The sequence below is a fragment of the Methylobacterium sp. J-048 genome (genome assembly GCF_022829515.1).
Classification (GTDB): domain Bacteria; phylum Pseudomonadota; class Alphaproteobacteria; order Rhizobiales; family Beijerinckiaceae; genus Methylobacterium.
In genome coordinates this window covers 93,179-106,618 of record NZ_JAKSYL010000287.1, presented here as the reverse complement: position 1 = coordinate 106,618, position 13,440 = coordinate 93,179, and the positions used below count along the sequence as shown (strand labels likewise).

Sequence of the window (13,440 nt, the reverse complement as noted above, 5' to 3'; positions counted from 1 at the left end):
TCCGAAAATCTGTCATCATCGAGACATGACGTGGCGTCGGTGTCAAGAAAAACGCCCCGCCGTCATTGCGAGCTCGGCGAAGCAATTCAGGGAAACGCTCGGTTCGGGGATCGCGCGCCCGCCCGGGTTGCTTCGCTGCGCTTGCGATGACGGCGTGAGGCCCCCGCAAACGGCGCGGATGCTCAGGCCAGAGCGGACCGGCGCCCTCCCAAAAATCGCCACGGGCGGATCCGGTCGGCGATGCAGGCCAAGGTCGCCAGACCTAGGATCAGGCCAAGCGGGAAACCCGTGAGCCCCGCGCCCTCGCGCAGCAGCGCGAACAGGGGCGTCGCGAGCAGCAGCCCGCGCTCGTGGCGGCGCAGGCCGCCGGTGCGGCGGGCTTCGAGCACCAGCAGCAGCGTCGCCGGGACCAGGGGCACGAGGTCGTAGACCGGCAGGTAGGGCGACAGCAGCGGCGCGGCGGCGAGCAGGGCGGCGGCGCGCAGGGCGGGCTCGGCCGGCTTGGTCCAGGCGCGGAGGGCCAGCCCGAGCGCGAGGGCGGCCACCACCGCCTGGAGCGCCCAGGCGACAGCGATCGGGCCGCCAAGCAGGCGCACGGCCCCGAACGCGCTGGCGTTGAGCTCGAGCCCGGCCGCCGCCTTCTGCAGGATGATCCGGTTGGTCTCACCCAACGTCCCAAGGAAACCGAGCCAGGGCGCGGTGCCGAACAGGGCCAGCGAGGCGCCGCACAGGGCGAGCGCGGTCGCCAGGCAGGAGGCCAGGCAGGTTCGTCGACCGGTGATCAGCAGGAGCAGCGGCGCCAGGGCGGCGAAATGCGGCTTGTAGGCCAGCAGGCCGAAGCACAGCCCGGCGAGCCAGGGGCGGCGATCGACCAGCAGCGCCCCGACGGTCATGAGCGCGGCCGTGAACAGGCCGTTCTGCCCGTAGGACAGGTTGCAGAACACCAGCGGGTGGGCGAGCGCGATCCAGGCCGCGTCGCTCCGGCCGGATGCGAACCACATCGCCCCGGCGAAGACGCCCAGAGACAGGACGGTCCAGAGCCAGAAGGCCGGAAGCGGCTCCAGGGTCGCGAAGGCGGCTGCCGGCATCAGGAAGACCGGCGGGTAGTGCCAGGCGAAGCGGCACTCCGGCCCGAACGCGGCCTTCAGGTTCTCGAGATGGACCGGCAGGTCGTAGGGCTCGCCGCCCCTTCCTTCCAGCGCGGCCCGGCCGGCCACCCAGATCTGGCTGAAATCGTTGCCCAGCATGTCGCCATACCAGTTCCGGCGCGGCTCCGGGCCGGTGCCGAACACCACGAACACGATGGCCAGCGTCAACGGCACCAGCACCCAGGCGGCGCGCTTGCCGAAGGCGAACAGCCGGGCATCGCTGCCGGCGAGATCCTTCAGGTCGGCCCAGAGGGCGGTCCCGCGCGACACCGGCGCGGCGATCGTGAGGGGCGCGGACATGGCGGCTTTCGGCGGCGTTCGAGGAGTTCAGCCTAGGCGAGGCCGGTTCCGGCGTCGTTAACGACGGGGTTTGCCCAACGGCCCGGCTTGTGCGAGACGAGCGCGGCTGCGACATTCGCGCCGTCAACGGGGGCGGCGATGACGATGCGAGCGGACGAGGCCTCCCCCGCCCCGCGCGTCCTGATCTACAGCCACGACACGTTCGGGCTCGGCCACCTGCGGCGCTCGCGGGCGATCGCCAACGCCATCGTGGCCTGCAACCGCGGCGCCCGGGCGATGATCATCTCAGGCTCGCCGGTGGTCGACCGCTACGCCTTCGCGCCCGGGGTCTACACCGTGCGGCTGCCGCCGGTGACCAAGTTCGCCGACGGCAACTATGCCAGCTTGGACGGCACCACGCCGCTCGCCCGCACGGTGGAGCAGCGCGCGGCGATCATCGCCCGGACCGACACCAGCTTCGCCCCCGACCTGATCCTGGTCGACAAGGAGCCCGCGGGCTTCCACGGCGAGCTGATGCCGGTGCTGGAATCCGCCTCCGCCCGGGGTACGCGGCTGGTGCTCGGCCTGCGCGACGTGCTCGACGATGCCGACCGCCTCGTACCCGAATGGGAGCGCAAGGGCGCCGCCGAGATCATGGCGCGGTTCTACGACGAGATCTGGGTCTACGGCCTCAGCCGCATCCACGAGCCCCTGGCGGCCCTGCCGATGGAGCCCGAGATGGCCGCCCGGATCGCCGAGCGGCTGATCTACACCGGCTATCTGCGCCGGGAAGTGCCGGAGATGCGCGCCGGCCGCGAGGAGCCGGCCATCGCCCGGGGCCCGTTCGTGCTGGTCACGCCCGGCGGCGGCGGCGACGGCGCCGCGCTGATCGACTGGGTGATCGCCGCCTACGAGACCGATCCCGGCATCCCCCTGCCCTCCCTGATCGCCTTCGGACCGTTCCTCGACGACGCCACCCGGGACGGGTTCACGGCCCGGATCGACCGGCTCGGCGGAAAGATCGCGGCGATCACCTTCGACAGCCAGATCGAGTTCCTGATGCGCAAGGCCGCCGGGGTCGTGGCGATGGGCGGTTACAACACCTTCTGCGAGATCCTGTCGTTCGATCTGCGGGCGATCCTGGTGCCGCGCACCGAGCCGCGCCGGGAGCAGGCGATCCGGGCGCTGGCGGCCGAGCAGCTCGGCCTCGCCCGGGTTCTGCTGGAGGCCGACGGACGCGCGCCCGCCCGCATGGCTGCGGCTTTGCGCGCGCTGCCGGACCAGAGCGCGCCGTCGCGGGTGCTGGTCCCGGGCCTGCTCGACGGGCTCGACGCGGTCGCACGCCGGGTCCGGGCGCTGGCCGGCCCGGGGATTCTGGGCGCCCGGGCGCGGGCCTTCTCGTGACGGAGAAACGCATCGCGGTGGTGCTGAAGGGCTATCCGCGCCTGTCCGAGACCTTCATCGCCCAGGAGCTGCTGGCCCTGGAGCGGCGCGGCCTGCCCCTGGAGATCTGGTCCCTGCGCCGCCCCACCGACCGCGCCCGCCACCCGATGCACGCGGCGATCCAGGCGCCCGCCGCCTACCTGCCCGAATACCTGCACGACGCGCCCCTGCGGGTGCTGCGCGGCCTCGGCGCCGCCCTGACGCGGCCGCGCCTGCCGGCCCTGCTCGCCCTGTTCGTCCGCGATCTGTTTCGCGACCCCTCGGCCTCGCGCCTGCGCCGGCTGGGGCAGGCGCTGGTCCTCGCGCGAGAACTGCCGGCCGCGGTCAGCCATATCCACGTGCATTTCCTGCACACGCCGGCCAGCGTCGCCCGCTACGCCGCGCTGCTGACCGGGCGGCGCTGGAGCTTTTCCGCCCACGCCAAAGACATCTGGACGACGCCCGCCTGGGAACTCACGGAAAAACTGCGCGACGCGGCCTGGGGTGTGACCTGCACCCGCGACGGGCTCGCCCGCCTCGAAGCCCTGGCGCCGGGCCGGACGCGGCTCGCCTATCACGGCCTCGACCTCGCGCGCTTCCCCGCCCCGCCACCGATCCGCGAGCCCCGCGACGGGACCGATCCGGGCGCGCCGCTGCGGCTCGTCTGCGTCGGCCGGCTGGTCGCCAAGAAGGGCCATGACGACCTGATCGACGCCCTCGCCGCCCTGCCCCCCGGCCTGCACTGGCGCCTCGACCTGATCGGTGGCGGCGAGCTGCGCGGCGCCCTTGAAGCGCGAACCCGCGAGCGGGGTCTTTCGAAAAAGATCGCGTTCCGGGGCGCCCTAGCGCAGCCGGCGGTGGTCGCGGCGATGCGGGAGGCCGACCTGTTCGTGCTGCCGACCAAGCCCGCCCCGGGCGGCGATCGGGACGGGCTGCCCAACGTGCTGATGGAGGCCACGAGCCAGGCGCTGCCGATCCTGGCGACCGCCTTCGCGGGCACGCCGGAATTCATCACAGACGGCACTCACGGCACGCTGGTCGCCCCCGGCGATCCGGCAGCCCTCGCCGCCGCCCTCGCCCGCCTCGCCGCCGATCCGGCCCTGCGTCTGCGCCTCGGTGCTGCGGCGCGGGTGCGACTGGTGCAGGATTTCTCGGAAGCGTCGGCCGTTGACCTGATCGCCGAGGCCCTGTGTCTCTCGGCAGGTCTCGCCCGATCAGCAAAAAACGCGGAACCGGAGCTGGCCGCATGCGCGTCCTGATCGCGGTCACGCATCTCCTCGGCGCCGGCCATCTGACCCGGGCCGCCGCCCTGGGGCGGGCGTTTGCGGCGGCGGGCCACGAGGCCGTGCTGGTCTCGGGCGGCGTGCCGGCCCCGATGGTCCGCCCGGACGGCCTGCGTTGGGTGCAATTGCCGCCGCTCCACGTCGTCGGCACCGATTTCGCCCGCCCGCTGGGACCGGATGGATCCCCGGCCGATGCGGCTCTGTTCGCGCGCCGCCGCGCCCTGCTGCTGGATGCGCTGGCCGATGTCGCGCCCGACGCGGTGATCACCGAGCTGTTCCCGTTCGGCCGCCGGGCGCTGGCCGCCGAGTTCCTGGCCCTGGTGGAGGCTGCGCAGGAACGCCGGCCGCGCCCGCTGGTGCTGGCCTCGGTGCGCGACATCCTGGTTGCCTCCGCGAAGCCGGAACGGATCGCGCAGGCGCATGACCGGGTGGCGCGGCTCTACGATGCCGTGCTGGTCCACGGCGATCCGGCGCTGGTGCCGCTCGACGCCTCCTGGCCGCTCGATGCCGGGACCGCGCGAAAAATCCGGTACACCGGCTATGTTGACGAGGGCACCACATGCCCGCCGTCGGCGACGCGCGAAGGCGTCCTGGTCGCGGCCGGCTCCGGGCCGGCGGGGCTCGGCCTGCTGAGAGCCTCCGCGGAGGCCGCGCGGCTCCAGCCGGCGCTCGGATGGCGGATCCTGGCGGGACACGGCGTGCCGGAGGCCGAACTCGCCGCGCTCGGACGCGGCCTGACGGACGGCACGATCGGACGCGCCCGCCCCGATTATCGCGCCCTGCTCGCCGGGGCGGCCCTGTCGGTGAGCCAGTGCGGCTACAACACCGCCATCGATCTCCTCGCGACGGCCACGCCCGCCGTGCTGGTCCCGTTCGCGGCCGGCGGCGAGACCGAGCAGCGGCTGCGTGCGGGCTACCTCGCCGGACGCGGCCTCGCGCGGGTGCTGCCGGAGGCGGAACTGACTGCGGCATCACTCCTGCAAGCGGTGAACGCCCAATTGGGCGCAAAGCCGCCCGAGCCGCACGGGATCGATCTCGGCGGGGCGGCGCGGACGGTTGGGATCGTCGAGGATTTTTTGGTCGGTCGCAGCGTTCAGGTCTCCCCGGCGGGTCAGGCGTTGCCGGATGCAGGGTTGGTCCCCTCTCCCGTGCGGGAGAGGGACAGGGTGAGGGGTGCGACCTTTCCGGAAAGACTTGGTCCCTCACCCCAACTCTCTCCCGCACGGGAGAGGGGGCGTGTCGCGGGCGGCACGCAGTGGGCCGTGAACCTTGCAACCGTCGAGGATCAGAACACCCGCGTCCGACACGCGCCCCTCCCTCCCCCCTCTGCGGGGGAGGGGCAGCGCGACGCTGCGGGTTTCGGCTCCCGGCACACCCTGTCCGGACACGGCGCTCCCCTCTCCCCCCCTGCTGCGCAGGGTACCCTCCCCCGCAGAGGGGGGAGGGAGAGCGCGCGGTTGGGTTTCACCGCCCTGCGAGAAGCGCTGGATGAAGCGGCCGCCCGGGGCCAGCGCGTGCCGTTCTGGTGGCGGGACGATGATGCCGTGGCGGCCTCCCCTGCCCTCGACCGGCTGATCGAGCTGGCCGAGGCCCATGCCGTCCCGCTCCTGCTCGCCGCGATCCCGGCCCGGATCGAGCCGTCCCTCGGAGCCCGTCTGGCTTCGGCAAAACCCCTCAGCGTCGCCGTCCATGGCCTGGCCCATCACGACCACGCCCCTCCCGATGAGAAGCCCGCGGAGTTCGGCGTGCATCGCCCCCTCGACGCGCTGATGGCGGATGCCGCCGCCGGGTTGCGGATCGCCAGGGAGCGGCTGCCGGAAGCGGCGCTGCTGCCGGTCTTCGTGCCGCCGTGGAACCGGCTCGCGCCGGATCTCGCCGCCGCCCTGCCGGGCCTCGGCTATCGCGGGCTGTCTGCCGTGCCCGGGCCGGCGATCCCGGGGCTGGTTCGCGCGGACGCGACGCTGGATCCGATCGACTGGCGCGGCACCCGCTCGCTCCGCGACCCCGACGCGCTGCTGCAGGACCTCGCCGCCGGCATCGCGGAAAACCCGTCGCGCCCTGTCGGCCTGCTGACCCATCACCTCGCCCACGACGCGATGATCTGGGCCTTCGTCACCGACCTCCTAGCACGGCTCCGCCACCATCCGGCGGTGACATGTCTCGATCCGCAAAACCTATTTTCCGGCGACACGGTGGAAACCGGCGAAGTGGGATCTAATCTTTCGGGTTCACCGGCTGCGAGGACAGGTTGAGCCCGCTTCTGTCCATCCGCGACCTCGCGGTCGCGTTCCGCACGGAAACCGGACCGTTCGAGGCGCTGCACGGCCTGTCGCTGGACGTGATGCGCGGGGAGACCCTGGCGCTGGTCGGCGAATCCGGCTCGGGCAAGTCGGTCACCGCCCAGGCGATCATGGGCATCCTGCCGGGCTCCGCGTCGATCACACGCGGAAAAATCCTGTTCCGGGACGGGCCGGAAGAAACCGACATCGCCCGGCTGGACACCGAGGGCGCGGCGTTCCGGGCGATCCGCGGCCAGCGGATCGCCATGATCTTCCAGGAGCCGATGACCTGCCTGTCGCCGCTCCACACGGTCGGCGATCAGATCGGCGAGGCCCTGCGCATCCATACCGGCGCCGACCGCCGGGAGGCCGACGCCCGCACCCAGGAGGCCCTGGCCCGGGTCGGCTTCCCGGACCCGAAGCGCGCCCTGAAGACCTACCCGTTCGAATTGTCCGGCGGCCTGCGCCAGCGCGCCATGATCGCCATGGCGCTGATCCTGAAGCCGGCCCTGCTGGTCGCCGACGAGCCGACAACGGCTTTGGATGTTACCACCCAGGCCCAGATTCTCGCCCTGCTGGCTCGCCTCCAGGACGAGACCGGCATGGCGATCCTGCTGATCACCCACGATCTCGGAGTGGTCGCCAACATCGCCCACGATGTCGCCGTGCTCTACCGGGGGCGGCTGGTCGAGGCCGGCCCCCGCGACACCGTCATGCGCGCGCCCGGCCACGCCTATCTCCAGGCGCTGTTCCATGCGGTGCCGCGGTTCGACATGGCGCCCGGCGAGCGCCTGACCCCGATCCGCCCGGCCCGCGCCGAGATCCCGCCGGTCCAGCCGCAGGCGAAGACCGCTGGCCCTTTGCTCCGGGTCGAGAATGTCAGCAAGAGCTACACCCTGCGGGCCGGCCGGTTCTGGCAGAAGCCCCGGATGGTCCACGCCGTCTCCGACGTGTCGCTGAGCCTCGCGGCCGGAGAGACTCTGGGGCTGGTCGGCGAGTCCGGCTCCGGCAAGACCACGGTCTCGAAGATGATCATGCGGGCGCTGGACCCCGATGCCGGAAAGATCCTGTTCGACGACGGCAGCGGTCCGCGGGACGTCCATGGACTTTCGGGCGACGCCCTGTTCGCCTATCGGCGCACGGTCCAGTTCGTGTTCCAGGATCCATACGCATCCCTCGATCCGCGCATGACCGTGCGGCAGATCCTGTCCGAGCCGATGGAGATCCACGGCATTCCGGCCGTCGAGCGCAAAGCCCGCTGCCGGGAGCTGATGGCCATGGTCGGGCTGGAGGCGAGCGGCCTCGGCCGCTACCCGCACGCCTTCTCGGGCGGGCAGCGCCAGCGGATCGGCATCGCCCGGGCGCTGGCGCCGCGGCCGCGCCTGCTGGTGCTGGACGAGCCGGTCTCGGCGCTCGACGTCTCGGTCCAGGCGCAGATCCTGAACCTGCTCAAGGATTTGCAAGCCGCCCTCGGGCTGTCCTACCTGATCGTTTCCCACAACCTGGCAGTGATCGACTACATGGCGGATACGATCAGCGTGATGTGCCGGGGCCGGATCGTCGAGGAGGCGCCTCGCGCCGCCCTGTTCCGCCGCCCGGTCCATCCCTACACGCGGGCCCTGCTCGCCGCCGTGCCGGACCCGAGCCTCGACCACCCGCTCGATTTCGCCGCGATCACCGGCGACCAGAACGACCCGACACGCTGGGAGGCGCCCTACCGGCTCGGTCCCGACGAGGCCGGCGCCATGCGGGCGATCGAGGCGGGCCACCGGGTCCGGTTCGCAGCCGTGCAGGACGCGGAGGCCGCCTGATGCAGCCGCGCCCGCCCGTGATGCTGGAACGCCTTCGCCGGAAAGTGCTATCGCCCCTGTTCGACCGCCTCGGCTACGACCTGGTCCCGGCCGCCCCCGACTGGAGCCACCGCCCGACCTCGCCGCGGGAGGTCAATCATCTGCTCGAATCCGCCGCCGCGATCCTGGCGCGGGATTTTTCCGCGGCCGGTATCGTGTCGGACGAAGATCTTCTCGACAGTGTCCGGGAGTTCTGGGCGCTGATCCCCACCGCCCCGGTACGGCAGCGACGAGGCGGCAGCGGCTTCAACGGCGCGCTGCAGCTCTACGTCATGATGCGCGCGCTGAAGCCGGATTTCGTGATCGAATCCGGCGTGTTCCGCGGGCTCACCACCTGGGTCATCCGGATGGCGCGTCCCGGCGCAAAAATCTTCTGCCACGATCCGGACCTGTCCGGCCTGCAATACCGCGATCCTCAGGCGCGCTACAGCACCGCCGACTGGTCCGCGGCCGACTGGTCGGGGATCGATCCGGCCCAGACGGTGGCGTTCTTCGATGACCACGTCGCCCAGGGGCGCCGGGTGGTGGAGGCCCACGCCCGCGGCCTGACCCGCCTGCTGTTCGACGACGACGCCGCCGGCCACCGGATCCACGCCCATGGCGGCCCGGCGCACCCGACCATCGCAATGATCACCGGCCCCGAGCACAGCCCCGAGCCGATCCGCTGGACCCGCAACGGCCGCCATTTCGAGCAGCCGGCCGACGACGCGCTGGTGCGGCAGGCGGGCGGTCTGATCGCCCGGGCGCATGCGTTCGACGATCTCCACCGGGCCACGGGGTATTCGCCGGCGCGGCTGACCTATGTGGCGCTGCATCCGGCGGGGGGCGGATCGTGAGCGATTTCGAGACCCGCGACGGTCACGCTGCTTTGCTCTGCGAACGCTTGGACGCCTACGCGTCCGAACCTGCCGCGGGTCCCCTCTCCCGTGCGGGAGAGGGACAGGGTGAGGGATACGACATCTCCGGAAAGACCTGGTCCCTCACCCCAACCCTCTCCCGCACGGAAGAGGGGGTAGGTCGCGACTCGCACGAGCCGTTGTTCGACCAAGGAAAGGATGGGGGCCGGAGCGGCGTCTCCCGCCGCGCGCTGATCGCCGGCCTCGGCGCCGCCGCCCTGCTCGTCCGCCCGCGCAACGCGCTGGCCGACACGCCGCCGGCCGACGCCCCCGCCCCGCCCGAAAAACCCTTCGTGATCGACCTCGCCGCCCGCGGCCGCCGCACCGGCACCGCCGGCGGGACGATCCGGACGCTGATCGCCAAGGCCCGGGACGTCCGCTACCTCTCGGTCTACGGCTACACGCGGCTGGTCGGTTACGATGCCGACTTGAACCTGCGGCCGGACCTGCTCGAGCGCATCGATGTCGCCGGCGGGGTCTTCACCTTCACCCTGCGCCAGGGCCACCGCTGGTCGGATGGGCATCCGTTCACCAGCGAGGATTTTCGCTATTACTGGGAGGATGTCGCCAACGAGAAGGCCCTGAGCCCCGAAGGACCGCCGGCCTTTTTCTTGATCGAGGGCAAGCCACCACGCGTGGAATTTCCTGATGCGGTGACGATCCGCTACAGCTGGGACCGGCCGAACCCGATGTTTCTGCCGGCGCTCGCCGCGCCCCGCGACCCGCTGATCTACCGGCCGGCGCACTACCTCAAGACCGTCCATGCCCGCTATCTCGGCAAGGAGGCCGCCGACGCGAAGGCCAAGGCGCTGAAACTGCGCGGCTGGGCGGCCCTGCACAACCGGCTCGACGACAATTACGAATTGAACAACCCGGACTGCCCGACCCTGCAGGGCTGGGTGCCGCGCACCCGCTCGCCGGCGACGCGGTTCCGGTTCGAGCGCAACCACAGCTACCACCGGGTCGACACCGCCGGGACCCAGCTGCCCTACGTCGACACGATCGTGATGGATGTGGCGTCTCAAGGCTTGCTGGTCGCCAAGACCAATGCCGGCGAGGCCGACCTGATGTTCCGCGGCCTGTCGATGCCCGACATCCCGAGCCTCAAGGAGGGCGAGAAGGCCCATCGCTACCGCACCAATCTGTGGCCGGTGGCCCGCGGTTCCGAGATCGCCCTCTACCCGAACCTGACCACCCAGGATGCCGGCTGGCGGGCTCTCAACCGGGACGTGCGCTACCGCCGCGCCCTGTCGCTCGCCATCGACCGGCGCACGCTCAACAACACCCTGCTGTTCGGGCTGGGCACCGAGGGCAACGACACGATCGTGTCCGACAGCCCGCTGTTCTCGCCGGAGTTGCGCACGCTTAACGCCGGCTACGACCCGGCCGAGGCCTCGCGCCTGCTCGACGCCATCGGGTTGACCCGCCGCGACGGCTCCGGCATCCGCCTGATGCCGGACGGCCGCGCCATGGAGCTGGTGGTCGACAGCGACGGCGAGGCCGAGATGGTTCTCGACGCGCTGCTGCTCATCACGGAGTTCTGGCGCGAGGTCGGGATCCGCCTCGTCACCAAGCCGCAGGAGCGGACCAACCTGCACCGCCGCTCGATCGGCGGGATGACCGTGATGGTCGCCGCGCAAGGCCTCGACCTCGCGGTGCCGACCGCGATCATGCCGCCGACCGAGCTGAGCCCCGCCCAGCCCGAGCACTACGCCTGGCCGCTCTGGAGCGCCAACGTCGAGAGCCGCGGCAAGTCCGGCGAGGCCTGCGACATCCTGGAGGTGCAGCATCTCCTCGACCTCGACCGGGAATGGCGCCACACCGACGACGCCGAGCGGCAGGCCGCGATCTGGCGCGCGATGCTGATGAACCACGCGCAGAACACCTGGGTGATCGGCACGGTGGCGGGCGCGCTCCAGCCCGTGGTCGGCGCCGACCGCCTCGCCAACCTGCCCAAGCGCGCCCTGTATTCCTGGGATCCCACCGCGCTCATCGGCGTGCAGCGCCTCGACGAGGTGTTCTGGGACAACGCCGCCGATACCCACGCGGAGGCAAGGTGATCGTTCAGGTTCTCCGCCGCGTCGTCACCATGGCGCTGACGCTGCTCGTCATCTCGGCGCTGGTGTTCTTCATCATCAAGCTGCCGCCGGGCGATTATCTCACCAACCGGATTATGGAACTGCGCGCTAGCGGCGAGGCCGGTTCCGTGGCCAAGGCCGTGTTGCTTATCCGCCAGTACGGCCTCGACCGGCCGGTCTGGCAGCAATACCTGATGTGGGTCGGGCTGATGCCCGGCCCGGTCGGGGTCTCGGGGCTGCTCCAGGGCGACTGGGGCTGGTCGTTCGAGTACGACAAGCCGGTGGCCGACGTCGTCGGCGACGCCTTGTGGCTGACCTTGCTGATCAACCTGACCGCTGTGGTGTTCGTCCACGTGGTGGCGATCCCGGCGGCGATCTACTCCGCCACCCACCGGCACACATTCGGCGACGCGGTGGTGACCTTGCTGGGCTATGTCGGCTTGGCGGTGCCCGGCTTCCTGCTGGCGCTGATCCTGCTGTTCTACGCCAACCGCTGGTTCGACCTGTCGATCGGCGGCCTCTACGATTCGGCGCTCACCAACCAGCCCTGGGACTGGCCCAAGATCCGCTCGCTGCTGGCACATCTCGTGGTGCCGACCCTGGTGATCGGGCTCGGCGGCACTGCTGCGATGATCCGCCGAATGCGGGCGAACCTCCTCGACGAGCTGGCCAAGCCCTACACGGTCACCGCCCGCGCCAAGGGGCTGCCGCCGATGCGGGCGCTCCTGAAATACCCGTTCCGGATGTCGCTCAACCCGTTCGTGGCCGATATCGGCAACCTGCTGCCGCACCTGGTCTCGGGCTCGGTGCTGGTCTCGCTGGTGCTGAGCCTGCCGACCGTGGGGCCGCTGCTGCTCGACGCCCTGCGCAGCCAGGATCAGTTCATGGCCGGGTTCATCCTGATGTTCGTCGCAGGCCTCACGCTGGTCGGCATGCTGATCTCCGACCTGATCTTGGTCTGGCTCGATCCGCGCATCCGCATGGGCGCACGGTAATGGGCGCGCGGTGACGGTTCCCATGATGCCAGAGACGGCCCGAGGCCACTTCGTCGATCCGGCGCCGTTCGAGCCGCAGGCGCTGGACGAGAAGCCCGCCGGCAGTGCCTCGGCCTGGCGGCTGATTCTCCGAAAATTCCTGCGCCACCGGATCGCCGTGGCCTCGGCGCTGATCCTGCTGGCGCTCTACGCCACGGTGCCGTTCGTGGAGATGCTGGCGCCCTACGGCCAGGCGCGGCGCAACGGCGACTTCCTGCATGCGCCACCGCAGGGCGTGCACCTGTTCCACGACGGGCGCTTCCTCGGGCCGTTCGTCTATCCCAACCGGGCCCATCTCGACCTCGACACCTTCCGGCGCGACTACGTGGTCGATGCCGGCCTGCCGCAGCCCCTGCGTTTCCTGTGCCGCGGCGACGGCTACGACTGGCTCGGGCTGATCCACACCGAGCTGCACCTCGTCTGCCCGCCGAAGAATGGCACCCTGTTCCTGCTCGGCACCGACCGGCTCGGGCGCGACCTGTTCTCCCGCATGATCTACGGGGCGCGGATCTCCCTCACCATCGGTCTGGTCGGCGTGGCGATCTCGTTCACCCTGGGCATGCTGTTCGGCGGGATTGCCGGCTATTTCGGCGGGATTGTCGATGCCGGGGTGCAGCGCCTGATCGAGGTGGTGCGCTCCCTGCCCGAGCTGCCGCTCTGGCTCGCCCTGTCGGCAGCCTTGCCGGCCAACTGGAGCCCGCTGCTGGTCTTCCTCGGCATCACCGTGATCCTCGGCCTGCTCGACTGGCCGGGCCTCGCCCGGGCGGTGCGCGGCAAGCTGCTGGCGCTGCGGGAAGAGGATTTCGTCCAGGCCGCCGAGCTGATGGGCGCCTCGCCGGCCCGGGTAATCGGTCGCCACCTGATCCCCAACTTCATGAGCCACCTCATCGCCTCGGCGACCCTGTCGATCCCGACCATGATCCTCGGCGAGACCGCGCTCTCCTTCCTCGGCCTGGGCCTGCGCCCGCCGGTGACCAGCTGGGGCGTGCTGCTCAACGAGGCGCAGAATCTGGCGGCGGTGCAGCTCTATCCCTGGCTGCTGCTGCCGGTGCTGCCGGTGCTGGTGACGGTGCTCGCCTTCAACTTCATGGGCGACGGGCTCCGGGACGCGGCGGACCCGTATCATTGAGGAGGCCGTGGATTGGGTCTGGAACGCGGATTCCATCCACCC

9 protein-coding genes are annotated in these 13,440 nt (G+C 71.2%); 8 read left to right on the top strand and 1 reads right to left on the bottom strand.

Annotated features, from left to right (window positions below; genetic code table 11):
- Window positions 1-182: 182 nt before the first annotated feature.
- A complete protein-coding gene (locus MKL09_RS28365) occupies window positions 183-1,448 on the bottom strand; it encodes a glycosyltransferase family 87 protein (RefSeq protein ID WP_244025307.1) in 1,266 nt (421 codons plus the stop codon).
- 144 nt (window positions 1,449-1,592) lie between these two features.
- Between MKL09_RS28365 and MKL09_RS28360 the strand changes: the two genes are divergently transcribed.
- The 8 genes from MKL09_RS28360 to MKL09_RS28325 all read left to right on the top strand — a co-directional run bounded on the left by MKL09_RS28360 (window position 1,593) and on the right by MKL09_RS28325 (window position 13,398).
- Entirely contained in the window at window positions 1,593-2,831 is a 1,239-nt protein-coding gene (locus MKL09_RS28360) for a glycosyltransferase (protein ID WP_313901216.1), read from the top strand.
- Window positions 2,828-4,108 carry a glycosyltransferase gene (locus MKL09_RS28355; protein WP_244025305.1) on the top strand — a complete coding sequence of 427 codons (1,281 nt, stop codon included), beginning with the start codon at window positions 2,828-2,830 and terminating at the stop codon, window positions 4,106-4,108. Before MKL09_RS28360 ends, MKL09_RS28355 begins: the two co-directional genes overlap by 4 nt.
- Window positions 4,096-6,384: a glycosyltransferase gene (locus tag MKL09_RS28350; RefSeq protein WP_244025304.1), complete on the top strand. Its 2,289-nt coding sequence runs from the start codon at window positions 4,096-4,098 to the stop codon at window positions 6,382-6,384. Before MKL09_RS28355 ends, MKL09_RS28350 begins: the two co-directional genes overlap by 13 nt.
- Window positions 6,381-8,222 carry an ABC transporter ATP-binding protein gene (locus tag MKL09_RS28345; RefSeq protein ID WP_244025303.1) on the top strand — a complete coding sequence of 614 codons (1,842 nt, stop codon included), beginning with the start codon at window positions 6,381-6,383 and terminating at the stop codon, window positions 8,220-8,222. Before MKL09_RS28350 ends, MKL09_RS28345 begins: the two co-directional genes overlap by 4 nt.
- The gene (locus MKL09_RS28340; protein ID WP_244025302.1) at window positions 8,222-9,097 is read left to right on the top strand and encodes a hypothetical protein; all 876 of its coding nucleotides are present in this window, start codon (window positions 8,222-8,224) and stop codon (window positions 9,095-9,097) included. The genes MKL09_RS28345 and MKL09_RS28340 overlap by 1 nt, the downstream gene beginning before the upstream one ends.
- Window positions 9,098-9,297: 200 nt before the next feature.
- The gene (locus tag MKL09_RS28335; protein WP_244025301.1) at window positions 9,298-11,217 is read left to right on the top strand and encodes an ABC transporter substrate-binding protein; all 1,920 of its coding nucleotides are present in this window, start codon (window positions 9,298-9,300) and stop codon (window positions 11,215-11,217) included.
- A complete protein-coding gene (locus tag MKL09_RS28330) occupies window positions 11,214-12,230 on the top strand; it encodes an ABC transporter permease (RefSeq protein WP_244025300.1) in 1,017 nt (338 codons plus the stop codon). Before MKL09_RS28335 ends, MKL09_RS28330 begins: the two co-directional genes overlap by 4 nt.
- 22 nt (window positions 12,231-12,252) lie before the next feature.
- Window positions 12,253-13,398 carry an ABC transporter permease gene (locus tag MKL09_RS28325; protein WP_409567002.1) on the top strand — a complete coding sequence of 382 codons (1,146 nt, stop codon included), beginning with the start codon at window positions 12,253-12,255 and terminating at the stop codon, window positions 13,396-13,398.
- Window positions 13,399-13,440: the final 42 nt, after the last annotated feature.

Excerpts from the sequence above, each read along its gene's own strand:
- MKL09_RS28365 (WP_244025307.1), bottom strand. The coding sequence starts at position 1,448 with ATGTCCGCGCCCCTCACGATCGCCGCGCCGGTGTCGCGCGGGACCGCC.
- MKL09_RS28360 (WP_313901216.1), top strand. The coding sequence starts at position 1,593 with ATGCGAGCGGACGAGGCCTCCCCCGCCCCGCGCGTCCTGATCTACAGC.
- MKL09_RS28350 (WP_244025304.1), top strand. The coding sequence starts at position 4,096 with ATGCGCGTCCTGATCGCGGTCACGCATCTCCTCGGCGCCGGCCATCTG.
- MKL09_RS28340 (WP_244025302.1), top strand. The coding sequence starts at position 8,222 with ATGCAGCCGCGCCCGCCCGTGATGCTGGAACGCCTTCGCCGGAAAGTG.
- MKL09_RS28325 (WP_409567002.1), top strand. The coding sequence starts at position 12,253 with ATGATGCCAGAGACGGCCCGAGGCCACTTCGTCGATCCGGCGCCGTTC.